Source organism: Protofrankia sp. Cr2, assembly GCF_963555885.1.
GTDB lineage: Bacteria > Actinomycetota > Actinomycetes > Frankiales > Frankiaceae > Protofrankia.
The window spans coordinates 49497-74020 of the sequence record NZ_CAUVXG010000003.1 but is presented as its reverse complement, the minus strand read 5'-3'; the positions used below and the strand labels follow the sequence as shown (position 1 = coordinate 74020).

20 protein-coding genes are annotated in these 24524 nt (G+C 66.4%); 2 read left to right on the top strand and 18 right to left on the bottom strand.

Annotated features, from left to right (window positions below):
• The 13 genes from rpsC to U9978_RS03000 form a co-directional block, all read right to left on the bottom strand.
• A partial coding sequence (gene rpsC, locus U9978_RS03060; RefSeq protein ID WP_322759489.1) for a 30S ribosomal protein S3 occupies positions 1 to 967 on the bottom strand: 967 nt, incomplete at its 3' end.
• The gene (gene rplV, locus U9978_RS03055; RefSeq protein ID WP_322759488.1) at positions 967 to 1404 is read right to left on the bottom strand and encodes a 50S ribosomal protein L22; all 438 of its coding nucleotides are present in this window, start codon (positions 1402 to 1404) and stop codon (positions 967 to 969) included. The genes rpsC and rplV, both read right to left, overlap by 1 nt.
• A complete protein-coding gene (gene rpsS, locus U9978_RS03050; RefSeq protein WP_239310550.1) occupies positions 1397 to 1678 on the bottom strand; it encodes a 30S ribosomal protein S19 in 282 nt (93 codons plus the stop codon). The genes rplV and rpsS overlap by 8 nt, the downstream gene beginning before the upstream one ends.
• Before the next feature lie 71 nt (positions 1679 to 1749).
• Entirely contained in the window at positions 1750 to 2583 is an 834-nt protein-coding gene (gene rplB / locus U9978_RS03045; protein ID WP_322759487.1) for a 50S ribosomal protein L2, read from the bottom strand.
• 175 nt (positions 2584 to 2758) lie between these two features.
• Positions 2759 to 3055: a 50S ribosomal protein L23 gene (gene rplW, locus U9978_RS03040; protein ID WP_322759486.1), complete on the bottom strand. Its 297-nt coding sequence runs from the start codon at positions 3053 to 3055 to the stop codon at positions 2759 to 2761.
• Positions 3052 to 3864 carry a 50S ribosomal protein L4 gene (rplD, locus tag U9978_RS03035; RefSeq protein ID WP_322759485.1) on the bottom strand — a complete coding sequence of 271 codons (813 nt, stop codon included), beginning with the start codon at positions 3862 to 3864 and terminating at the stop codon, positions 3052 to 3054. The genes rplW and rplD overlap by 4 nt, the downstream gene beginning before the upstream one ends.
• On the bottom strand, positions 3861 to 4616 hold the full coding sequence (gene rplC, locus U9978_RS03030) for a 50S ribosomal protein L3 (protein ID WP_322759484.1): 756 nt from the start codon (positions 4614 to 4616) through the stop codon (positions 3861 to 3863). Before rplC ends, rplD begins: the two co-directional genes overlap by 4 nt.
• Positions 4617 to 4632: 16 nt before the next feature.
• A complete protein-coding gene (gene rpsJ / locus U9978_RS03025) occupies positions 4633 to 4941 on the bottom strand; it encodes a 30S ribosomal protein S10 (RefSeq protein WP_013875113.1) in 309 nt (102 codons plus the stop codon).
• A 165-nt stretch (positions 4942 to 5106) separates the two neighbouring features.
• On the bottom strand, positions 5107 to 6300 hold the full coding sequence (gene tuf / locus U9978_RS03020) for an elongation factor Tu (protein WP_322759483.1): 1194 nt from the start codon (positions 6298 to 6300) through the stop codon (positions 5107 to 5109).
• Positions 6301 to 6397: 97 nt separating this feature from the next.
• A complete protein-coding gene (fusA, locus tag U9978_RS03015; protein WP_322759482.1) occupies positions 6398 to 8494 on the bottom strand; it encodes an elongation factor G in 2097 nt (698 codons plus the stop codon).
• Between the two features lie 5 nt (positions 8495 to 8499).
• Positions 8500 to 8970, bottom strand: coding sequence for a 30S ribosomal protein S7 (gene rpsG / locus U9978_RS03010; protein ID WP_322747153.1), 471 nt, complete (start codon positions 8968 to 8970; stop codon positions 8500 to 8502).
• Positions 8970 to 9344 (bottom strand): 30S ribosomal protein S12, encoded by a 375-nt coding sequence (gene rpsL / locus U9978_RS03005; RefSeq protein WP_322747152.1) that lies wholly within the window; start codon positions 9342 to 9344, stop codon positions 8970 to 8972. The genes rpsG and rpsL overlap by 1 nt, the downstream gene beginning before the upstream one ends.
• A gap of 316 nt (positions 9345 to 9660) precedes the next feature.
• Positions 9661 to 10644 (bottom strand): RsmB/NOP family class I SAM-dependent RNA methyltransferase, encoded by a 984-nt coding sequence (locus U9978_RS03000; RefSeq protein ID WP_322759481.1) that lies wholly within the window; start codon positions 10642 to 10644, stop codon positions 9661 to 9663.
• A gap of 357 nt (positions 10645 to 11001) precedes the next feature.
• On the opposite strand from U9978_RS03000, the gene U9978_RS02995 reads away from it, so the two are divergent.
• Both U9978_RS02995 and U9978_RS02990 read left to right on the top strand, forming a co-directional pair.
• A complete protein-coding gene (locus U9978_RS02995; RefSeq protein ID WP_322759480.1) occupies positions 11002 to 11382 on the top strand; it encodes a hypothetical protein in 381 nt (126 codons plus the stop codon).
• A 36-nt stretch (positions 11383 to 11418) separates the two neighbouring features.
• The gene (locus tag U9978_RS02990) at positions 11419 to 13443 is read left to right on the top strand and encodes an ABC transporter ATP-binding protein (RefSeq protein WP_322759479.1); all 2025 of its coding nucleotides are present in this window, start codon (positions 11419 to 11421) and stop codon (positions 13441 to 13443) included.
• Between the two features lie 240 nt (positions 13444 to 13683).
• Here U9978_RS02990 and U9978_RS02985 read toward each other — a convergent pair whose 3' ends face one another.
• From U9978_RS02985 to rplA, 5 genes are all read right to left on the bottom strand, one after another.
• The gene (locus tag U9978_RS02985) at positions 13684 to 17583 is read right to left on the bottom strand and encodes a DNA-directed RNA polymerase subunit beta' (protein WP_322759478.1); all 3900 of its coding nucleotides are present in this window, start codon (positions 17581 to 17583) and stop codon (positions 13684 to 13686) included.
• A 299-nt stretch (positions 17584 to 17882) separates the two neighbouring features.
• Positions 17883 to 21305, bottom strand: coding sequence for a DNA-directed RNA polymerase subunit beta (rpoB, locus tag U9978_RS02980; RefSeq protein ID WP_322759477.1), 3423 nt, complete (start codon positions 21303 to 21305; stop codon positions 17883 to 17885).
• A gap of 900 nt (positions 21306 to 22205) precedes the next feature.
• Positions 22206 to 22595 carry a 50S ribosomal protein L7/L12 gene (rplL, locus tag U9978_RS02975; RefSeq protein ID WP_322759476.1) on the bottom strand — a complete coding sequence of 130 codons (390 nt, stop codon included), beginning with the start codon at positions 22593 to 22595 and terminating at the stop codon, positions 22206 to 22208.
• Between the two features lie 91 nt (positions 22596 to 22686).
• Positions 22687 to 23295, bottom strand: coding sequence for a 50S ribosomal protein L10 (gene rplJ, locus U9978_RS02970; RefSeq protein ID WP_322759475.1), 609 nt, complete (start codon positions 23293 to 23295; stop codon positions 22687 to 22689).
• 347 nt (positions 23296 to 23642) lie between these two features.
• Positions 23643 to 24356: a 50S ribosomal protein L1 gene (gene rplA / locus U9978_RS02965; protein ID WP_322759474.1), complete on the bottom strand. Its 714-nt coding sequence runs from the start codon at positions 24354 to 24356 to the stop codon at positions 23643 to 23645.
• Between the last annotated feature and the right edge of the window lie 168 nt (positions 24357 to 24524).

Sequence of the window (24524 nt, the reverse complement as noted above, 5' to 3'; positions counted from 1 at the left end):
TCGGAGCCGACGCGGCTGCCGGAGCCGAAACCGGAGCCGGCGGGGCAGCCGCCTGCGCGCTTGGGGCAGCGACGGCCGGCGCGGGACCGGTATCGGCCGCACCGGCACTACCGCCGGCGGCACTACCCGCGCTACCGGCAGCGGCACTACCGGCAGTCGCTGCGTCGCCACCGCCACCGCCACCGCTACCACGGCCCCGCCGCTCACCCTGCCGCGCGGCAGCACGACCGGCCTCGGTGCCGCCGGTGGTGGTACCCGACGAACCCGACCGCGGCCCACGGCGCGGACGCTCCCGGCGGTGCTGGCGCTGAAGTGCCTCCTGTGCCTCCCGCTCCGCACGGCTCTGGACCACGTCACCCTTGTAGATCCAGACCTTCACGCCGATACGGCCGAAGGTGGTCCGGGCCTCGTAGAATCCGTAGTCGATGTCGGCGCGCAGCGTGTGCAGGGGCACCCGGCCTTCGCGGTAGAACTCCGAGCGGCTCATCTCTGCCCCGCCCAGGCGTCCGGAACACTGCACCCGGATGCCCTTGGCGCCGCCCTTCATCGCCGACTGCATGGCCTTGCGCATCGCCCGCCGGAAGCTGACCCGGCTCGACAGCTGCTCCGCCACGCCCTGCGCGACGAGCTGGGCGTCGACCTCAGGGTTCTTCACCTCGAGGATGTTGAGTTGGACCTGCTTGCCGGTCAGCTTCTCGAGGTCGCCGCGGATGCGGTCGGCCTCGGCGCCCCGACGTCCGATGACGATCCCCGGGCGGGCGGTGTGGATGTCCACCCGCAGCCGGCCCTGGGTCCGCTCGATGTCGACCCGACTGATTCCCGCGCGCTCCATGCCCCGGGACATCATCTTACGGATCTTCACATCCTCGCCCACATACGCCTTGTACTGCTTGTCGGCGTACCAACGAGAGGTGAACTCCGAAGTGATCCCGAGCCGGAACCCGTGCGGGTTGACCTTCTGCCCCACTACCGGGCCCTCCTTGCAGTCTGCGATGCGCCGGTCGACGCGCCGCGGGTCACCGAAACCGGTTCCCGGCTTTCAACCACGACCGTGATGTGGCTGGTCCGCTTCCGGATCCGGTACGCACGGCCCTGCGCCCGCGGACGGATGCGCTTGAGCGTCGGGCCCTCGTCGACATAGACCTCGCCGAGCCAGAGCGTGGACGGATCAAGGCCGTGATTGTGCTCGGCGTTCGCAACCGCGCTCGCGACCACCTTGTACACGTCCTCGCTGGCCGCCTGCGGGGCGAAACGGAGGATGTCAAGGGCCTCGCGGGCGGAACGGCCACGGACCAGGTCGACGACCCGACGTGCCTTGGTCGGCGATACCCGGACATAGCGGGCCGAGGCCTTCGCCCCGTCCAGGCCGGACCGGGTGAGCCCGTCTACGAGGTCGTCAGCCACGACGTGACCTCCGGTCTTCCTTGACGTGACCGCGGAAGGTCCGCGTCGGCGCGAACTCGCCGAGCTTGTGACCAACCATCCCCTCAGTGATGAACACCGGGACGTGCTTGCGGCCGTCGTGCACGGCGATGGTGTGCCCCAGCATGTCCGGGATCACCGTCGAACGCCGCGACCAGGTCTTGATGACGTTCTTCGTGCCCTTGGCGTTCTGCACGTCCACCTTCTTGAGCAGGTGGTCGTCGACGAACGGGCCTTTTTTCAGGCTACGTGGCATGGCGTGTCTCCTCCTTCCTGCTCAGAACCGATGGTCATGCGTCGAATGACACCGAGTGGGAACATTCATGATCATCGCCGCCTGTTCTGCTTCCGACGACGGATGATCAGCGCGTCGCTCGACTTACGGGTGGCACGGGTACGGCCCTCGGGGCGGCCCTTGGGGTTCACCGGATGACGGCCACCGGAGGTCTTGCCCTCACCACCACCATGTGGGTGGTCGACCGGGTTCATCGCCACACCGCGGACGGTGGGACGACGGCCCTTCCAGCGCATCCGGCCGGCCTTGCCCCAGTTGATGTTGCTCTGTTCGGCGTTGCCCACCTCGCCGACCGTCGCCCGGCACCGGACGTCGACATTGCGGATCTCACCGGAGGGCATCCGCAGTTGGGCGAAGGGACCGTCCTTGGCCACCAGTTGCACGCTTGTACCGGCGCTACGTGCGATCTTCGCTCCGCCACCGGGACGCAGCTCGATGGCATGTACCACCGTGCCGGTCGGGATGTTGCGCAACGGAAGTGCGTTACCGGGCTTGATGTCAGCGGTCGTGCCCGAGCTGACCGTGTCACCCTGCTTGAGCTTCACCGGGGCGAGGATGTAGCGCTTCTCGCCGTCGGCGTAGTGCAACAGGGCGATGCGTGCGGTCCGGTTCGGGTCGTACTCGATGTGCGCGACCTTGGCCGGCACACCGTCCTTGTCCCGCTTGAAGTCGATCAGACGGTACGCACGCTTGTGACCGCCGCCCTGGTGCCGCGTGGTGATGCGGCCGTGGACGTTGCGACCGCCCTTGGAGTGCAGCGGGCGGACCAGCGACTTCTCCGGGTGGTCACGAGTGATCTCGACGAAGTCGGCCACGCTCGAGCCACGGCGGCCGGGGGTGGTCGGCTTGTACCTGCGAATACCCATTGTTTACCTACCCGTGTCCGAGCTACGGCGCGCCGGGCACAGCGGGCGCCTGGCGGCGTTCTCGGCGGCTTGCGTACTCTGCGAGCACGCGGCACCGCCTGCGGCCTTGCCAGGCATCCCGCTGGATCCCGGCGTGGTGGTCTGTGAGCCGAACGCGATCAAGCTGCCCCGCGTGTCACGCACCAGGGCCTCCGAAGATCTCGATGGCGTCCCCGGGGGCCAGGCTGACCATGGCCCGCTTGGTGGACTTGCGGTGGCCCCAACCACCCTTGGTGCGCTTGCGCTTGCCCGAGCGGTTGATGGTGTTCACTCGCAGCACCCGGACGTTGAAGATCTGCTGGACCGCGATCTTGATCTCAGTCTTGTTCGCGTCCGGACGGACGATGAACGTGTAGACGTTGTCGTCCAGCAGGCCGTAGCTCTTCTCGGAGACGACCGGCTTGATGATCACATCACGCGGATCGGGAATCACTTGGCTTCCTCCTCGACTTCCGCGTCGTCATCAGAGCCGGTCGACGGCTCCTGGACTCCTGTTGGCTCCGCCTCGCCGACCGGAACACCGCCTTCGGCATCCCGTGCCACCGGCGGCTGCGATCGGGCCAGGAAAGCCACCAGAGCGCCCTGCGTGAACACGACGTCGTCGCTTACGAGCACGTCATAGGTGTTGAGTTGGCCGGGATCGAGCAGATGCACGGCGGGAACGTTGCGCAGGCTCTTCCAGGTGAGATCATCGTCGCGGGCCGCCACGACCAGCACCCGGCGGGTGTCCGCGATCGCCCGAAGCGCCGTGACCGCGGCCTTCGTCGACGGCGTCTCACCGGTGACCAGGGACGACACCACGTGGATCCGGTTGTTGCGCGCCCGGTCGGACAGGGCGCCGCGCAGCGCGGCGGCCTTCATCTTCTTGGGCGTCCGCTGATCGTAGGAGCGGGGCTTGGGGCCGTGGACGATGCCGCCGCCGGTGAACTGAGGGGCACGCAACGAGCCCTGACGGGCCCGCCCTGTCCCCTTCTGCCGGTACGGCTTACGCCCGCCGCCACGGACCTCGCCGCGGGTCAGCGTCGAGTGGGTGCCCTGGCGCGCTGCGGCGAGCTGAGCCACCACCACCTGGTGGATGAGCGGGACGTTCAATGCGACGTCGAACACCGCCCCGGGCAGTTGCGTGCTACTGACCTCGCCACCGGCGGGGGCGTGGACAACGATCGTGCGGGTCTCGGACCCGGCGGTGGCATCCGCGGAACCCCGCGACCGGGTGCGCGCTGACGTCGTCGCTGCGCTCATGTCGACACCTCCTCGCTGGACGTCACAGCGCTGTCGCCCGTGGCGGGCTGCTGCGCTGCCGTCTCGGTAACGGGCTCGAAGTCGGCGGGCTCGAAGTCAGCAGGGGCGGGACGCTTCGCCGCGCTGCGGACGAGCACCAGACCCCCGTCGGGGCCGGGTACCGCACCCTTGATCAACAGAAAACCGCGTTCGGTGTCGACCGCGTGGACGGTCAGGCCCGGCACGGTGACCCGCTCGTGCCCCATCCGCCCGGCCATCCGCAGGCCCTTGAACACGCGCCCGGGAGTGGCGCAGCCGCCGACCGAACCCGGCGAACGGTGCTTGCGCTCGACACCGTGGCCGGCGCCGAGACCCTTGAAGCCGTGCCGCTTCATCACACCGGCGAAGCCTTTACCCTTGGATGTTCCGGTCACATCGACCACATCACCGGCGGTGAAGACCTCGCCGGTGAGCTCCTGGCCGGGCCGGTACTTCTCGGCGTCCGCCGTGCGCAGCTCCACCAGGTGGCGCCGCGGGGGCACCCCGGCCCGCGCGAAGTGACCGCGCAGCGGCTGCGTCACCCGACGGGGATCGACCTCACCGTAACCGAGCTGGACCGCCGAGTAGCCGTCCGAATCCGACGTCCTGATCTGCGTCACCACGTTCGGGCCAGCTTTGATCACTGTGACCGGGACGATGCGGTTGTTCGCGTCCCATACCTGGGTCATCCCGAGTTTGGTGCCCAGCAGGCCCCTGTAGTTGCGATTGAGCATGACTGCGCCGGCCCCTTTAAAGCTTGATCTCGATGTCGACACCGGCTGGAAGGTCGAGGCGCATCAGCGAGTCGACCGTCTTCGGCGTCGGGTCAAGAATGTCGATCAGCCGCTTGTGTGTGCGCATCTCAAAGTGCTCGCGACTGTCCTTGTACTTGTGCGGTGACCGGATCACGCAGTAGACGTTCTTCTCCGTCGGCAGCGGCACCGGTCCCGCGACCTGCGCACCAGTCCGCGTCACCGTTTCGACGATCTTTCGCGCCGAACTGTCGATGATCTCGTGGTCGTAGGCCTTGAGCCGGATGCGGATCTTCTGTGCCGCCATGGTGGGCTTCGCCTGTCCTGTCTGTCTCGTCCGGCTCGCTGGCCCTGCAGGGTCCGTTCCCGGCCGGAGCTGCCGCCGGATGTACCGCTCGTTGACACGTCCGTGCACCGCGCGAGCGGCGGGCGCGACGACCCCGCGGGGTCTGCGGCCCGCCGCTCGCGGCGACTACTTGAGAATCTTGGTGACTCGACCGGCACCGACGGTCCGGCCACCTTCGCGGATGGCGAAGCGCAGGCCGTCCTCCATGGCGATCGGCTGGATGAGCTCAACCGTCATCTCGGTGTTGTCGCCCGGCATGACCATCTCGGTGCCCTCGGGGAGGGTCACCACCCCGGTCACGTCGGTGGTCCGGAAGTAGAACTGCGGCCGGTAGTTGTTGAAGAACGGCGTGTGGCGACCACCCTCGTCCTTGCTGAGGATGTAGACCTGCGCCTCGAAGTTGGTGTGCGGCGTGATCGACTTCGGCTTGGTGACAACCTGGCCGCGCTCGACGTCCTCGCGCTTCACACCGCGCAGAAGCAGGCCGACGTTGTCACCGGCACGCCCCTCGTCGAGCAGCTTGCGGAACATCTCCACGCCGGTGACGGTCGTCGTGGTGACATCCGGCCGGATACCGACGATCTCGACGGTCTCGCTGACCTTGACGACACCTCGCTCCACACGACCGGTGACAACCGTGCCACGCCCGGTGATGGTGAAGACGTCCTCGATCGGCATGAGGAAGGGCTTGTCGATGTCGCGCTCCGGCTCCGGGATGGAGTCGTCGACAGCCTGCATCAGTTCCAGAAGCTTCGCGCCCCATTCCTTGTCGCCCTCGAGCGCCTTGAGCGCCGAAACGCGAACCACCGGCAGGTCGTCACCCGGGAACTCATACGAGCTCAACAGCTCGCGAACCTCGAGCTCGACAAGCTCGAGAATCTCCTCGTCGTCGACCATGTCGGCCTTGTTCAGCGCCACGACGATGTAGGGCACGCCGACCTGGCGGGCGAGCAGCACGTGCTCCTTGGTCTGCGGCATCGGGCCGTCGGTCGCCGACACGACCAGGATCGCGCCGTCCATCTGGGCGGCACCCGTGATCATGTTCTTGATGTAGTCGGCATGACCGGGGCAGTCGACATGGGCGTAATGCCGGTTGTCGGTCTGATACTCGACGTGGGCGATCGAGATCGTGATACCGCGGGCCTTCTCCTCCGGCGCCTTGTCGATCTGGTCGAACGGCGTGAAGGGGTTCAGCTCCGGGTGTGCGTCGTGCAGGACCTTGGTGATAGCCGCGGTCAGCGTGGTCTTGCCATGGTCGATGTGACCGATGGTGCCGATGTTGACATGCGGCTTGTTCCGCTCGAACTTCTGCTTCGCCACGGGTGTCCCTCCAAGGACGGGTGGTGTCGTGCCGTGCTGATGATCGTGGTCGTGTCGGGCCTGGGACGGCGCAGGTGCGCCCCGCCCCGGCCACCCGTCACTCCCCGCGTGCCTTCGCGATGATTTCCTTGGCAACCCCCGCCGGGACCTCGGCGTAGGAATCGAACTGCATCGAGTAGGAGGCCCGGCCGGATGTCTTCGACCGCAGGTCTCCGACGTAACCGAACATCTCCGACAATGGAACGGTGGCCTTCACGATGCGCGCGCCGGACCGTTCGTCCATGGCCTGGATCTGCCCGCGCCGCGAGTTCAGGTCGCCGATCACGTCACCCATGTAGTCCTCGGGCGTGGTGACCTCGACCGCCATCATCGGCTCGAGCAGGACCGGGTCGGCCTTGCGGGCCGCCTCTTTGAACGCCATCGAACCGGCGATCTTGAAAGCGAGTTCGGACGAGTCGACATCGTGGTACTGACCGTCGGTCAGGGTGACCTTCACATCGACGAGGGGGTAACCGGCGAGGACACCGAACTCCATCGCCTCCTGGCACCCGGCGTCGACGGACGGGATGTATTCGCGTGGAATGCGACCGCCGCTGACCTTGTTCGCGAACTCGTAGCCACCGCCGTCACCGCCGGAGGGCTCGAGATCAATGATCACCCGGGCGTACTGCCCCGAGCCACCGGTCTGCTTCTTGTGCGTGTAGTCGACCTTTTCGATCTTGCGGCGGATGGTCTCCCGGTAGGCGACCTGCGGCTTGCCCACGTTGGCCGTGACACCGAACTCGCGGCGCATCCGGTCGACGAGCACGTCGAGATGCAGTTCGCCCATACCCGCGATGATCGTCTGACCGGTCTCCTCGTCGGTCCGGACCTGGAAGGTCGGATCCTCCTCGGCGAGGCGGCCGATGGCCGTACCCAGCTTCTGCTGGTCGGCCTTGGTCTTCGGCTCGATCGCGACGCTGATGACCGGCGCCGGGAACGTCATCGACTCCAGGATGATCGGGGCGTTCGGGTCGCAGAGCGTGTCGCCGGTGGTCGTGTTCTTCAGACCGACCACGGCGACGATCTGACCGGCACCGACACCTTCGCGGTCCTCGCGGTGGTTGGCGTGCATCTGCAGGATGCGGCCGATCCGCTCCTTGCGATCCTTGGTCGAGTTCAGCACCGGCGATCCGGCGGTGAGCCGTCCCGAGTAGACCCGGATGTAGGTCAACTTCCCGACATAGGGATCGGTCATGATCTTAAAGGCGAGCGCGGAGAACGGTTCGTTCTCATCCGGTGCACGCGAGACCTCGGTCTCTTCGCGACCCATCGCATGCCCGACTGTGACACCGATGTCCAACGGACTCGGCAGGAAGTCGATCACGGCGTCCAGCATCGGCTGCACGCCCTTGTTCTTGAACGCCGATCCGCACAGGACCGGGTTCACCGAACCGACCAGGGTCGCCCGGCGCAGCGCCGCCCGCAGCTGCTCCTCGCTGGGCACCTCGCCTTCGAGGTACAGCTCCATCAGGCTGTCGTCGTTCTCGGCGACGGTCTCGACGAGCTTGTCCCGCCACTCCTGGGCAGCCTCAGCATGGTCACGCGGGATGTCGACGATCTCGTACGAGGCGCCCTTGTCCTCGGTGTGCCAGAGCAGGCCCTTCATCGCGAGCAGGTCGATGACACCCTTGAAGTCGGCCTCGACGCCCCACGGAAGCTGGATGACAGCCGGTGTCGCGGCGAGCCGGTCGACCATCATGTCGACGCAGCGGTGGAACTCGGCGCCGACCCGGTCCATCTTGTTGACGAACGCGATCCGCGGGACGTTGTAGCGGTCAGCCTGGCGCCAGACGGTCTCGCTCTGCGGCTCGACTCCGGCTACGGCATCGAAGACCGCGACAGCACCGTCGAGGACCCGCAGCGAGCGCTCCACCTCGACCGTGAAGTCGACATGCCCCGGGGTATCGATGATGTTGATGGTGTTGTCGCGCCACGTACAGGTGGTGGCGGCGGAGGTGATGGTGATCCCCCGCTCCTGCTCCTGTTCCATCCAGTCCATGGTGGCACCGCCATCGTGGACTTCGCCGATCTTGTAGTTGACGCCGGTGTAGAAAAGGATCCGCTCGGTGGTCGTGGTCTTGCCCGCGTCAATATGGGCCATGATCCCGATGTTGCGGGTCGTGGCCAGCGCGGTAGGTACGTCAGCAGACATATCGGTTACCAGCGGTAGTGGGCGAAGGCCTTATTGGACTCCGCCATCTTGTGGGTGTCCTCGCGCCGCTTCACGCTCGCGCCGAGACCGTTACTCGCGTCGATCAGCTCGTTCATGAGGCGCTCGGTCATGGTCTTCTCACGCCGCTGCCGGGCATAACCCACCAGCCAGCGAAGCGCGAGGGTGGTACTCCGGCTCGAGCGCACCTCGACCGGCACCTGGTAGGTGGCACCACCGACTCGGCGGCTGCGCACCTCCAGCGTCGGCTTGACGTTGTCGAGGGCACGCTTGAGCGTGACCACAGGATCGTTACCGGTCTTTTCCCGAGCACCCTCGAGCGCGCCGTAGACGATCCGCTCGGCCAGCGACTTCTTGCCGCTCAGGAGAACCTTGTTGACCAGCGCTGTCACCAGCGGTGAGCCGTAGACCGGATCGACGACGACGGGATGCTTGGGAGCCGGGCCCTTGCGTGGCATCAGGCCTTCTCCTTCTTCGCTCCGTACTTGCTGCGCCCCTGCTTGCGGTTGCGGACGCCCTGAGTGTCCAGCGTCCCGCGGACAATCTTGTAGCGGACGCCCGGAAGGTCCTTCACCCGGCCGCCGCGGACCAGGACGATCGAGTGCTCCTGCAGGTTGTGCCCCACCCCCGGGATGTAGGCGGTGACCTCCATCCCGCTGTGGAGCCGGACACGGGCGACCTTGCGAAGCGCCGAGTTCGGCTTCTTGGGCGTGGTCGTGTAGACCCGGGTGCACACGCCACGACGCTGCGGGCTCCCCTTGAGTGCCGGGGTCTTGGTCTTCTCGACCTTGTCCTGCCGGCCCTTGCGGACCAACTGCTGGATCGTCGGCAACGCCGCTCCCGTTCCTCTTCCGTCCCTGCCGGTACCTGCCGGTATGTCGGCTGTGTCCGACCCACGCGGTCGGGTGTGTCGCACCCCCTCGGAAAACCGTCGGGAAACCCGAGCGGTCTGCCATGGGAGTGCGCCCGTCCACCTGAGGTGGGGCCGGGCCGTCCGAAGTCGCCGCCGGCCCGGCAGGACGGGCCACGGCGCCACTGGATGGCGCAAGACACAGGTCAAACGTGCAGCGCACAGCGCCGCAGAAGGCGAGACTACCGAACGGGCAACCGATGTGTCGAATCGGGGGTCCCGGATGGTGGCGGAGCCACTAGCCGGCGGACGGCAGCTTCCGCAGCTTGCAGACGAAAAAGCCCTCGAAATCCTTGCCCGGGAGGATCCGGCGGGCTCCGGCGAGCGCCGGATCAAACGTCTCCGAGCGCCAGTGCCGCAGGCCCGGCCGCCATGCGCCCGGCGCCCAGCCGTCGATGTCGACCTCGATCGGGCACACCTGCACGGGGTGGTGGCGCAACAGGTAGCTCAACGGAGCCTCGTTCTCCTCCGGCCCGAACGTGCACGTGGAGTAGACGAGGATGCCGCCGGGGCGCAACAGGCGACAGGCCGCGACCAACATCTTGCGCTGCAGCCAGCCGTAGTTCGTCACCCGTTCCTCGCTCCAGTACCGCAGCGTGGCGGGGTCACGCAGGTCGACCAGGCCCTCACCGGTGCATTGGGCGTCCAGTAGGACGCGGTCGAATCGCCCCTCGACGAACTTGTCCGCGTACTGGGCCGGGTGACAGGTGGCGGCGGCGAGCCGGACGTGGAACTGCCGCGTCACCTCGCGCAGCTTGTCCAGCCGGGGCTTGATGCCGTCGTTCGCCCACAGGCTCGCGTCATTGCCGACCAGCGCGGCGATGTGTGCCGTCTTGCCGCCTGGTGCCGCGCACAGGTCGATGATCGACTCCCCCGGCGCCGGATCGAGGGCAAGCGCGGGCACGAGGCTGGAAATGTTCTGGATGTAGGCGTGGCCACCGGTGAAGATCTCCGAGGCGGAAAGGACCCGCTTCTCACCGCCGAGGAGGTATCCGTCGGGGCACCAGCCGAGCGGCTCGAGGGTGAGCCCGAGCGCAGCGATGCCACGGCGGACCTCGTCCGTTCCCAGGGGCGACAACCGGTTCACCCGGACACCGATGCGCCGGTCGACGCACAGGCGCGCGACGACCTCGGACTCCGCCATGTCGAGGATCTCACTCAGCCGCCGGACGAACAGCGTTCGTTTCCGGCTTCCGCCACCGACCCGCGCACCCCCGGCCACCGGTGAGACACTACCGAACCCGCCCACCCGGCAAATGCGGTGGATGCGGTGGATGCGGTGGATGCGGTGGATGCGGTGGATGCGGTGGACAACCCACCTACCGCCGACGTCATCCGCAGCAATCTGCGGGCACGTTTCCCGGCACCACCGCAAATGGTTCTGGCGGCTGCACCGACGCGCAAATCCCCAACGATATCGAGCCCTGGGCCACTCCCTATGTGTCACCTTCGAGACTGATTACCCGCGCACTACGGACGGTGTGAGCCGAGTCATGATGTTGGATCCTTGCCGACTAATCCAGGCCCCGATAACTTCGATTTCGTCACCGTCAGTTCGGATGACTACGATGGAGGAATAATGCCTACTTCTCTCCGGCATCTCGACCACAATCAGGAAATCATGCCGTCAAGTGCCTTCGGGCTGGTCATCGAGGTATCCGAGGACGTGGAAATCTCCGTTTTCAGCGCGACTGAAGCCGTTGAGAGGCCGATCCTCGCATCGCTGGTCACCCGCGCCCCGGCGGACGGCGACGGTAACGCCTCGGGACAGGAACTGCTGAGTATCCGTACCGGCGGTGGGCGCCCGATCCCAGCTCCAATCCCGGCCCCGGCCGGCAACGGCAACGGCACCACGGCTGGCGCCGGTACCGATGAAACCACCATCGACGACGCCGCCGGACACCACGATCATGATCGCATACCGGTCGGAATCGCGGATATTCAGCGCAGCGACGGCTGAGTCCCGAACCGAAACGTCAGGCAAGCGGTTCACAAGATGACAGCATCTCGCCGGTCGCCCACCGAGGCCAACGGATGGCTCGGGCAACCGAACCATCCGCAGACCTCGGTGAGGATGGCCCTGCGCAAGACATCCGTGACTGTCTCGTGGCTGTACGGGCGTCTGTTCTCCTGGCTTACCGGGAACCCCGACGCCGTTCGGATCGAGCATTTCATCAGGGATCAGAACAGAGCAGCCATGGCACACGCCGGGCTCTCGGTACTCGGCGCGACGGCCTTGATCGTGGCCCCGTTCGCAATCCGCGACCTGATTGACGACTGGCTGCTCCAGCTACGGACGAGCGGAATACTTCTCCCTGTTCTCCTCATCCTCGGCGCTTTTGTGCTCAGCGCCGTCGTCGCCACCCTCCGGTACATACTGATCGGATATCTCAGCGAGCGGCTGGCCTTCCGGATCCGCCGCGACCTGCACGAGCACGCTGTTGCCCTGCCGTTTCCCCGCTTCATGCGGACCCGACACGGGGATGTCGTCACCCTCTTCACCATTGATACGGCCAAGGTACAGATCGCCGGCGCAGTCTGTCTTCCGGCCGTCGCGACGATGGCAGTCGAACTCGTCGTCGCCGGCGTGGTCGCCTTCCTGCTGGAGTGGCGGCTCGCGTTCGCGGTTGCGGTGATCGGTGTGATTCCCCTCGTCCTGCTACGGCGCATTCGCGCACGGGTCCGGGAGATCAGCCGGGTGGAAGCCGAGCGCCATACCCGGATGGTCGATCACGTCATCGAGCTGACCGGGCCGGCGGGAGCGCTGCACCTGCGTGCGTTCCGGGCGCAGGGCGTCGGCCAGGAGGAGTTCGAACGACTGGACTCCGCCATCGCGACAGCGCTCCGTACACGTGTCCAGGTGTTCGCCCGTCTGCAGCTCATCTCCGCGGGCAGTTCGGTGCTGACGACCATAGCCGCGATCGGGCTCGGGGTATGGCTCTCGCTGGAGCAGATAATGACGACCGGCACCTTCGTGGCGTTCCTCAGCGTGCTCCTGCTGGCCTTTCGTTCAATCACCGGATTCGCGGATCTGCGCACCCGGTTGTTTGACGGCGAGTCCTCCCTCCTTCGCATTCTGGCTTTCCTGGACATTCCGTTGGACCTTCCTCGCGTCACGGACCGCAGCAACGTTCGGCCACTGGCGATGATCGATCGACCGCGGCCGCCGGAGGAAACCGTGTCGCGAGCCGAACCGGCGGTGTCAGAACCGGCGAGTGTTCCCCGACCGCCCGTTCACGGCGATCTCGTCCTGGCGAACGTCTCGTACTCCTACGCACCGGACGTGCCCGTACCCACCTGGGCGGTCCGCTCGGTGGACATCGTCGTGCGCAAAAGCGAGATGGTTGCCGTCGTCGGATTCAGCGGCGCGGGCAAAACCACGCTCTGCTATCTGGCGAGCGGCCTGCTCACGCCCACCGCCGGGCGGGTTCTGCTGGGCGGACGGGACGTCGCTGAACTCACCGCCGAACAGGCGCGAGCCGCGGTCGGCTTTGTCTCCCAGGAAGCGTTCACCCAGCGCCGCACCATCGCCGAGAACCTGAGGTTCGGGAATCCGTCGGCGACCGCGGACGAACTCTGGGCCGCGCTCGATGCGACCGGTCTCGTCACCCTTGTCCGATCCCTGCCGGACGGGATCCACACCCCGATCGGATGCGACGGCTATGAGATCTCGGGTGGGGAACGACAGCGACTGGCCATCGCCCGGGTCCTGGTCCAGAACCCGCGAACGGTCATCCTCGACGAAGCCACGTCGAACCTGGACGCGCTGACCGAGGAAATGCTTCGGACCTCGTTCGAACGTCTTCTCGCCGATCGCAGCTGTCTGATCGTCGCCCATCGAATGACGATGACCGTCGCGGCCAACCGTATCTACGTGATGGAAAAAGGCACCGTGGTGGAGGCCGGCCCACATGACCGGCTGGTCACAACCGGTGGAATCTACGCCCAACTGAGCCGCGGCCGGATGGGACGGATACCCAGAAGGGAAAACGGCCACGGCGCGCCCCGGACGGTGGGCTGACCGGCGGCCCCACTCAAGCCGGCCCGGCCAAAGGGCGTGCGAACATCGCTCCTCCCGCACGCCCGGCGGCCCCACTCAAGCCGGCCCGGCCAAAGCGGCCCGGCCAAAGCGGCCCGTGTGATCGTGTCCCTGCGGACATGACCACACGGGCCGCTCGTCGGTCGTGGAGAACCGGAACCCACACCGACGGTTCTCGGGTCTGCGGGTGGCCTGGAGGGCTACCCGCAGACGCCGAGCTTCCTACCGGTATTCGCCTCCTGTACTGCGGTAGTCGAAGTCATCCAATGGCACAGCCTGACCACTACCGGTACCGAACGCCCCGTACTCGACGGTCGCGCCATCCTCGTAGCCACCGCCCACCGAGTACATGGACGCCCGCGCCTCCTCGGTCGGCTCGACCCGGATGTTGCGGTACCGGGCGATGCCGGTACCCGCCGGGATGAGCTTGCCGATGATGACGTTCTCCTTCAGCCCGACCAGCGAGTCCGACCGGGCGTTGATCGCGGCATCGGTGAGCACTCGCGTCGTCTCCTGGAAGGACGCCGCCGACAGCCACGACTCGGTCGCGAGGGATGCCTTGGTGATGCCCATGAGGACCGGACGGGCCGATGCCGGCTGGCCGCCGGACTCGACGACCCGACGGTTCTCCTCTTCGAAGCGCGCCCGCTCGACCAGCTCACCGGGTAGGAGCGTGGTCTCGCCCGACTCCAGCACGTTCACCCGCTTGAGCATCTGCCGGATGATGATTTCTATGTGCTTGTCGTGAATGGACACACCCTGCGAGCGGTACACCTCCTGGACCTGGTCGACCAGGTGCAGCTGCACCTGGCGCGGGCCGAGGATGCGCAGCACCTCGTGCGGGTCGACAGCGCCATCGACGATCTTCTGGCCGACTGCGATGTGTTGGCCTTCCTCGACCTTCAGACGCGCGCGGCGGGACACCGGGTAGGCGATCTCCTCGCCACCGTCGTCGGGCACAACGACGATCTTGAGTGTCTTCTCGGTTTCCTCGACGCGCACCCGTCCGGCGACCTCGCTGATCGGAGCCTTGCCCTTGGGGGAACGGGCCTCGAAGAGCTCGACCACACGCGGTAGACCCTGGGTGATGTCGTCGCCGGTGGCCACGCCACCGCTGTGGAAGGTACGCATGGTCAGCTGAGTGCCCGGCTCGCCGATCGACTGGGCCGCCACGATACCCACGGCCTCGCCGACGTCCACGAGCTTGCCGGTCGCCAGCGACCGGCCGTAGCACTGTGCGCACACACCCATTCGAGCGGCGCAGGTGAGCGCGGAGCGCACCTTCACCGATTCGATGCCGGCATCGATGATCTGCCCGATGACCACATCGCCGAGGTCGGTGCCGGCGGGCACCACGACATCGCCCGCGGCGTTCACCGCATCGGATGCGAGCGTCCGCGCGTAAGCCGCGGTCTCGGCGTAACGGTCGCGGACGAGCGCTCCGTCCGCTCCCTTGCGGGCGATACGGGTGCCGATGCCGCGCTCGGTGCCGCAGTCGTCCTCGCGGACGATGACATCCTGGCTGACGTCGACCAGCCGCCGGGTCAGATACCCTGAGTCAGCGGTTCGCAACGCCGTGTCGGCCAGACCCTTACGGGCGCCGTGCGTGGAGATGAAGTACTCCACCACGCTCAGGCCCTCACGGAAGTTGGCCTTGATCGGGCGCGGGATGATCTCACCCTTCGGGTTGGCGACCAGTCCGCGCATGCCGGCGAGCTGCCGGATCTGCATCATGTTTCCGGCGGCCCCGGAGTTGACCAGCACGGCGACCGGGTTGGTCGGCGGGAAGTTCGCCTCCATCGCCTCGGCGACCTTGCCGGTCGCCTCGTTCCAGATCTGCACGAGTTCGCCACGGCGCTCGTCGTCGGACAGGAAGCCCCGGTCGAACTGCTTCTGCACCCGCTCGGCGCGCTGCTCGTACTCGTCGAGGATCTGCTTCTTGTTCGGCGGCGCAACGACATCCTCGATCGCGACGGTCACGCCGGACCGGGTGGCCCAGTAGAAACCGGCGCTCTTGAGCGCGTCCAGCGTCGCGGCCACCTGGATCTTCGGGTAGCGCTCGGCCAGGTCGTTGACGATCACGGCCTGGGCCTTCTTGTTCATCATGTAGTTGAGAAACGGATATCCCACCGGAAGCGCTTCGTTGAGCAGGCAGCGACCGAACGTGGTCTCCAGCGTGAACGGTTCACCACTGACCCAGCCCGGCGGCGGAGTCCAGTCGAGCGGCGGTGTGGTGTCGCGCAGCCGAACCTTGACCTTCGCCTGCAGTGCGATCTCCCGCGCGTCAAAGGCCATCTGAGCCTCGGCCACGCTGGAGAACGCCCTACCCTCGCCGATCGCGCCCTCGGCCAGCCGGCTGAGGTGGAACACCCCGGTGACCATGTCAAGGCTCGGCATGGCCAGCGGACGCCCGGAGGCCGGCGACAGGATGTTGTTGCTCGACAGCATCAGGATGCGCGCCTCGGCCTGCGCCTCGGCGGACAGCGGCAGGTGCACAGCCATCTGGTCACCGTCGAAGTCCGCGTTGAACGCGGTGCAGACCAGCGGGTGGATCTGGATGGCCTTGCCTTCGACCAACTGTGGCTCGAACGCCTGGATACCGAGGCGGTGCAGGGTCGGTGCCCGGTTGAGCAGCACCGGATGCTCGGTGATGACCTCTTCGAGCACATCCCAGACGACCGGGCGGGCCCGCTCCACCATCCGCTTGGCGGACTTGATGTTCTGCGCGTGGTTGAGATCGACCAGCCGCTTCATCACGAACGGCTTGAACAGCTCGAGCGCCATCTGCTTGGGCAGACCGCACTGGTGCAGCTTCAACTGCGGCCCGACGACGATGACAGAACGGCCGGAGTAGTCGACCCGCTTACCGAGCAGGTTCTGGCGGAAGCGCCCCTGCTTGCCTTTGAGCATGTCCGACAACGACTTGAGCGGGCGGTTACCCGGGCCGGTGACCGGCCGGCCGCGGCGGCCGTTGTCGAACAGCGCGTCGACGGCCTCCTGCAGCATCCGCTTCTCGTTGTTGACGATGATCTCAGGGGCGCCGAGATCGAGCAGCCTCTTGAGCCGGTTGTTACGGTTGATCACCCGACGGTAGAGGTCATTGAGGTCGGATGTCGCGAACCGCCCACCGTCGAGCTGCACCATCGGGCGCAGGTCCGGCGGAATGACCGGGACGCAGTCGAGCACCATCCCGTTCGGGGAGTTGCGGGTGTTCAGGAACGCCGAGACCACCTTGAGACGCTTCAGCGCCCGAGCCTTCTTCTGCCCCTTGCCACTGCGGATGGTCTCCCGCAGCGATTCGGCCTCTGCGGCCAGGTCGAAGTCGACGAGCCTGCGCTGCAGCGCCTCGGCGCCCATGCCGCCTTCGAAGTACTGCCCGAAGCGGTCCCGCAGTTCGCGGTAGAGCAGCTCGTCCGGCTCGAGATCCTGGACCTTCATGCCCTTGAAGCGGTCGAACACCCGCCCAAGATCATCAATCTTGCGCTGGACGCGGTCGCGGATCTGGCGCATCTCGCGCTCAGCCGCCTCCCGGACCTTGCGCCGGGCATCGCCCTTGGCACCCTCGGCCTCCAGCTGCGCGAGGTCCGCCTCAAGCTTCTTCTGCCGCGTCTCGACGTCGGCGTTCTTCTTGTCCTCGAGATGCTGCTTCTCGACGGAGATCCGCGCCTCGAGGGTGGGCAGGTCGCGGTGACGCGCCTCGACGTCCACATTTGTGATCATGTAGGCAGCGAAGTAGATGACCTTTTCAAGGTCCTTCGGCGCAAGGTCGAGCAGGTAGCCGAGCCGGCTCGGCACACCCTTGAAGTACCAGATGTGGGTGACCGGCGCGGCCAACTCGATGTGGCCCATCCGCTCACGACGCACCTTGGCGCGAGTGACCTCGACACCACAGCGCTCACAGATGATGCCCTTGAAGCGAACGCGCTTGTATTTGCCGCAGTAGCACTCCCAGTCCCGGGTCGGACCGAAGATCTTCTCGCAGAAGAGCCCGTCCTTTTCCGGCTTCAGGGTGCGGTAGTTGATTGTCTCCGGCTTCTTGACCTCGCCGTGTGACCACTGGCGGATGTCGTCCGCCGTGGCGAGGCCGATGCGCAGCTCGTCGAAGAAGTTGACGTCGAGCACGTGTCTTCTCTCTCTGCCGTCTGGCTGCCCCCCCATCGCCGGCGGGCATTGCGAGTATTGGCGGCGACGGGGGGCTTCTGCCGTCAGTTATTCCAAGGTCGGCGGGGACGCCGGGAAACGATCAGTGCATTCGGGCTACCGGACGCCGTGACCCGGCGGGTCCCTGATCACCAACCGCGGGTCACGGCCACTGGTAGCGCCGTCGATCGATCCTCACGGCCGGCGGTCATCAGGTTCCCTTGGGGGCCTGCGGGCGCGCAGGTGGAGCCATGCTTGCGCGCCCCTCGGCCGACTAGTCGTCAGACCTCCTCAACGCTGCTCGGCTCACGCCGGGACAGATCGATACCGAGCTCTTCCGCGGCCCGGAAGACATCCTCATCGGTGTCGCGCATTTCAATGGAGACACCGTCACTGGAGAGAACCTCCACATTCAGACACAGTGACTGCATTTCCTTGATGAGGACCTTGAAGGACTCCGGAATGCCGGGTTCGGGTATGTTCTCGCCCTTGACGATGGCCTCGTAGACCTTGACACGGCCCAGGACGTCGTCGGACTTGATGGTCAGCAACTCCTGGAGGGCGTAGGCGGCACCGTACGCTTCCAGCGCCCACACCTCCATCTCACCGAAGCGCTGCCCACCGAACTGCGCCTTACCACCCAGCGGTTGCTGTGTGATCATGGAGTACGGACCGGTCGACCGCGCGTGGATCTTGTCGTCGACCAGGTGCAGCAACTTGAGGATGTAGATGTAGCCGACCGCTACCGGGTACGGATACGGCTCGCCCGTCCGGCCGTCGAAGAGCTGCGCCTTACCGCTGGAGCCGATCAGCTGGTCACCGTCACGGTTGGCCAGCGTCGAGGCGAGCAGACCGGTGATCTCCTCCTCCCGGGCGCCGTCGAACACCGGCGTCGCCACGTTGGTGTCGGGCGGCGCCTGATGCGCGCCGATACCACGCAGGCGCTCCTTCCAGTCCTCGACGCCGTCGTCGACCTGCCAGCCGGTCTTGGCCACCCAACCGAGATGGGTCTCCAGGATCTGGCCGATGTTCATACGACGCGGCACACCGTGCGGGTTGAGCACGACGTCCACCGGGGTGCCGTCCGACAGGAACGGCATGTCCTCGGCAGGAAGGATCTTCGCGATGACACCCTTGTTTCCGTGCCGGCCGGCCAGCTTGTCACCATCGGTGATCTTGCGCTTCTGGGCGACGTACACGCGGACGAGCTCGTTCACCCCGGGCGGCAGCTCGTCGCCGTCCTCGCGGGCGAACACCCGGACCCCGATGACCTTGCCGGACTCGCCGTGCGGGACCTTCAGCGAAGTGTCGCGGACCTCCCGGGCCTTCTCACCGAAGATCGCGCGTAGCAGCCGCTCCTCCGGGGTCAGCTCGGTCTCGCCCTTGGGCGTGACCTTCCCGACCAGCACGTCACCGGGCGAGACCTCAGCGCCGATCCGGATGATCCCGCGCTCGTCGAGGTCGGCCAGGACCTCCTCGGCGACGTTGGGGATATCCCGGGTGATCTCCTCGGGGCCGAGCTTGGTGTCACGGGCGTCGACCTCGTGCTCCTCGATGTGGATCGAGGACAGCACGTCGTCCTGGACGAGCCGTTGGGAGAGGATGATCGCGTCCTCGTAGTTATGCCCCTCCCAGGGCATGAACGCAACCAGGAGGTTCTTACCCAGCGCCATCTCGCCGTTGTCGGTGCATGGACCGTCCGCGATGACCTGACCGGCAAGGACGCGGTCGCCCTCGTCGACGATCGGCTTCTGGTTGATGCACGTCCCCTGGTTGGACCGGCGGAACTTCGCCATCCGGTAGGTACGCCGGGTACCGTCGTCGTGCATCACGGTGATGTAGTCGGCGGACAGGTCCTCGACGACGCCGGACTGTGTGCAGACAACCACATCGCCGGCATCCTTGGCCGCGCGGGCCTCCATGCCGGTACCGACCAGCGGTGCCTCGCTGCGCAGCAGCGGGACGGACTGGCGCTGCATGTTCGAGCCCATCAGAGCGCGGTTGGCGTCGTCGTGCTCAAGGAACGGGATCATGGCTGTGGCCACCGACACCATCTGGCGCGGCGAGACGTCCATGTAGTCGACCTCGTCCGGCGGGATGAACTCGACCTCGCCGCCCTTGCGGCGCACCAGGACGCGGTGCTCGGCGAACGAACCGTCGGCGGTCAGCGGCGCGTTCGCCTGTGCGATGACGTGCCTGTCCTCCTCGTCCGCGGTGAGGTAGTCGATCTTGTCTGTGACCCGACCGGCCACGACCTTGCGATAGGGCGTCTCGACGAAGCCGAACGGGTTGACCCGCGCGAACGTCGACAGCGAACCGATCAGACCGATGTTCGGGCCTTCCGGCGTCTCGATCGGGCACATCCGGCCATAGTGGCTGGGGTGAACGTCGCGGACCTCGAAGCCGGCCCGTTCCCGGGACAGACCACCAGGGCCGAGCGCGGACAGGCGCCGCTTGTGGGTAAGGCCCGCCAGCGGGTTGGTCTGATCCATGAACTGGGACAACTGGCTGGTGCCGAAGAACTCCTTGATGGAGGCGACGACCGGCCGGATGTTGATGAGCGTCTGGGGAGTGATCGCCTCGACGTCCTGGGTGGTCATCCGTTCCCGGACGACCCGCTCCATCCGGGCGAGACCGAGCCGCACCTGATTCTGGATCAGCTCGCCGACCGTACGCAACCGACGGTTACCGAAGTGGTCGATGTCATCCACGTCATATGACTTGTCCTTGCCCGCATGCAGCTGCACGACATATTCGATCGTGCGGACGACGTCATCCTCGGTGAGGACGCCCACGTCATGCGGGACGTCGACGCCGAGCTTCTTGTTCACCTTGTAGCGGCCGACCTTCGCCAGGTCGTAACGCTTCGGGTTGAAGAAGAGGTTCTCCAGCAGCGTCTGGGCCGACTCGCGCGTCGGCGGCTCACCTGGCCGCAGCTTGCGGTAGATGTCGAGCAACGCGTCGTCCTGGCTGGACGTGTGGTCCTTCTCCAGCGTCACCCGCATCGACGGAAAGTCACCGAAGCGCTCAAGGATGCGCGCTTCATCCCAACCGAGCGCCTTGAGCAGCACGGTCACCGACTGGCGGCGCTTGCGGTCGATACGCACACCGACGGTGTCCCGCTTGTCGACCTCGAACTCCAGCCAGGCACCCCGGGACGGGATGACCTTGCAGGAGAACAGATCCTTGTCCGACACCTTGTCGATGGTCTTCTCGAAGTACACACCGGGCGAACGCACGAGCTGACTGACGACAACCCGCTCGGTCCCGTTGATGACAAAGGTGCCCTTCGGAGTCATAAGCGGAAAATCGCCCATGAACACAGTCTGGCTCTTGATCTCACCGGTGTTGTTGTTGGTGAACTCGGCCGTGACGAACATCGGGGCCGAGTACGTCATATCCTTGTCCTTGCACTCCTCGACGGAGTACTTCGGCGGTTCGAAACGGTGGTCGCGGAACGACAGTGACATCGAACCCGAGAAGTCTTCGATAGGAGAAATCTCCTCGAAGACCTCTTCGAGACCCGACGTGACGGGTACGTCGTCACGACCGGCGTCGATGGCTTCCTGGACCCGTTCCGCCCACGCCTCATTGCCGATCAGCCAGTCAAAGGACTGGGTCTGCAGGGCGAGAAGATCGGGGACCTCGAGAGGCTCGATGATCTTTGCGAACGAGATGCGGGAGGAGTTAGGCGAGGCGGCCAAGGTGGTCCTTCCGGTGGCCTGATCGTCGGGCTGGCGGTGCTCGTGCGTCCTTGGGCCGCCGACAACGCGATCATGATTCTTCTCACGTTGCCCTCGGCCTCCTCGAACAATCCGGCGAAGGGTGGTCGGGTGATCAGTGTCTCGCTACGGTTATGCGGGAGTGTCGGCGGGGGTAGTCCAACGGAGCGCGCTGCTGCCCCGCGGTGCGGGCAGAGGCGACACGGGCGTCGACGAGTAGTCCGTCACGACATCTTCCGAAGGAGGACCCCTGTGTGGGAGGGTCATCCCGGGCTGGTGACGCGGCGGCGGTTCGGTGGCAGGTTGCGGTCAACGGTCTCGCTCGGATTACCTCGGTCCTTACGTCTGGACGGCCGCGCCACGGGACGCGGTTGCGCGCGGGGCCGGACCGTCGCGTACCCGAAGAAACCGCGAGCGCACGACGAAAGGGCAGCCCAAACGAGCAGTGTAGCCGATGGCCGCACTGCTGGCAAGGCTGCTCGACAGGTATGTCTCACCGCTTCCCGATGATGGAACTCCGTCCCGGGTGAGGTCGTCAACCCCAACCGGAAGACTGCTGCCGGGCGCGCTGACAACACGGCACCGCAGCAGCTCACCGTAACAGCTCGCCGTAACAACTGTAGAACTTGCGTAGCACCGCGCACTCGGCCTGAGGACACCCATCATGATCGGACCGTCGCGGTCCGGTCACGGCCCGGCGGTATCCGGTGACGACACGCAGTCGACGACAGACCCGCGAGGGACGGGCTTGCCGACGACCTGTCGGAAGGTGCCCGACAACCGGTCGGACCGCCGTTGCCCACCTTGTCGGTGACGAGCGGCGGCCCGACCGATCAGTGCCTACGTGCCGGTGCCTACGTGCCGGTGCCTACGTGCCGGTGCCTACTTGACGGTGACCGTGGCCCCAGCGCCCTCGAGCGCGACCTTGGCCTTCTCCGCAGCTTCCTTGGTGGCCTTCTCCAGGACCGGCTTCGGTGCGCCGTCGACGAGGTCCTTGGCCTCCTTCAGGCCCAGGCTGGTCAGCGCGCGGACCTCCTTGATGACCTGGATCTTCTTGTCGCCGACAGCGGTGAGGATGACGTCGAACTCGTCCTGCTCCTCGACAGCCGGCGTGTCAGAGGCGGGACCCGCGCCGCCGGCCACGGCGACCGCGACCGGGGCTGCCGCGGTCACACCGAAGGTGTCCTCGAACTGCTTCACGAACTCCGACAGCTCCAGCAGCGTCATTTCCTTGAACGCGTCCAGCAGCTCGTCGGTCGACAGCTTCGCCATCGTGGCGGTCCTTCCGGTTGTGATGGCACGCCGCCCGTGGCGGGTACCGGGAACTGGTGTGGAGTATCTGGTTCGGGCCGAACGGACTGCTCTATTCCGCGCTCGGGTCCGCCGCGGCCGCTCCGTCTGTGGCCGCTCCGTCTGTGGCCGACGCCTCAGCCTGGGGGGCTTCGGACACGGGCAGCTCGGCCTCCCGCTTAGCACGCAATGCCTCGGCCAGGCGAGCCGCCTGGGACAGCGGCGCCGCGAACAGGCGGACCGCCTGGGCCAGCGACCCGTTCAGCGCGCCGGCGAGCTTGGCGAGCAGCACCTCGCGGGACTCGAGATCGGCAAGCTTGCGAATGTCGTCTGCCGACATCGACCGGCCCTCGACGACCCCACCCTTGACGATCAGGGCGGGATTGGCGCGGGCGAAGTCACGCAGGCTCTTGGCCGCCTCGACCGGGTCGCCGGTGACGAACGCGACCGCGGTCGGGCCGACCAGAAGTTCGTCCAGACCCGTGACGCCCGCCTGTGCGGCGGCAATCCTGGTCAGGGTGTTCTTCACCACGGCGTAATCGGTGCCCGCGCCCAGCGAGCGGCGTAGCTCGGTGAGCTGGCTCACCGTCAACCCGCGGTACTCGGTGAGTACGGCCGCGGACGCGCCCCGGAACGAGTCGACGATCTCTGTTACCGCGGCGACCTTTTCCGGCTTCGCCATCGGGCTCCTTCATGGGGTCTGGCCAGTCGCCCGAAAGATGCCGGATAACGACAAACGCCCCGGCGCAGGCGCACGGGGCTGAAGTACCGGGGAGCACGCGGACAACCGCTAGCCCCGGGGCAACGCTCCCTCACCTGCGCGGGTCGCCCGGTCGTACCGGACCTTCGGTCGTCCCGGAACAGGACGACGACCAGCGGTCTTCGGTTTGGTTCCTGTCAGATTGTACACGGACCGACCAGACACGGACCGACGAACAGGCAGCCGGTGCCGCGACGTGCGGGCGGGCACCGTCCGGAGCCCCGAACAGCCGGAGCCCCGGCACCTGGACGGGGGACCGCCCGAAAGAATCAGACCGTGGCATCCTCAAGAAGATTACGGGTACGGCTGGGATCGACCAGGATTCCCGGGCCCATCGTCGTCGTAAACGTGATCTTCTTCAGATAACGACCCTTGGACGCCGACGGTTTCACCCGGACGATCTCATCCAACGCGACACCGTAGTTTTCGATCAACTGCTCATCGGTGAAGGCAGTCTTCCCGATCACGATATGCAGGTTGCCCTGCTTGTCCACCCGAAAATTGATCTTTCCGCCCTTGATGTCCTGGACGGCCTTGGCGATGTCGAGAGTGACGGTACCGGTCTTGGGATTCGGCATGAGCCCCCGTGGCCCCAGGATCCGGGCGATGCGACCGACCTTCGCCATCTGGTCGGGCGTCGCGACCGTCGCGTCGAAGTCCAGGAAACCTTCCTGGATCCGCTGAACAAGATCGTCGCTGCCGACGATATCCGCGCCCGCGGCGGATGCCTCGGCTGCCTTCTCACCGACGGCGAAAACCGCGACCCGCGGCGACTTGCCGGTTCCGTGCGGCAGGTTCACGGTGCCGCGGACCATCTGGTCGGCCTTGCGCGGGTCGACACCCAGGCGCAGCGCGACCTCGACCGTCGCGGCGTACTTGGTGGTGGAAGTCTCCCGGGCCAACTGAACGGCCTCCAGCGGCGTGTACAGGCGGTCCGCTTCGATCTTCTCGAAGGCTGCTCGGTATGCCTTGCTGCGCTTCACGTGTGTCTCCTCGTGGTCATGGCGGGCAGCCCCGGCGGGCGCCCTCCCACAGTCGTTCCGTGCTCGGATGAACGTGCCGCTCCTTGATCCACACCCCTACTGCCGGGCGCTCTTAGTGGTCGGCGCCGGAAGTTCGTCCAGGGTCTGCCGGCGCCAGGCGGCGCCTCG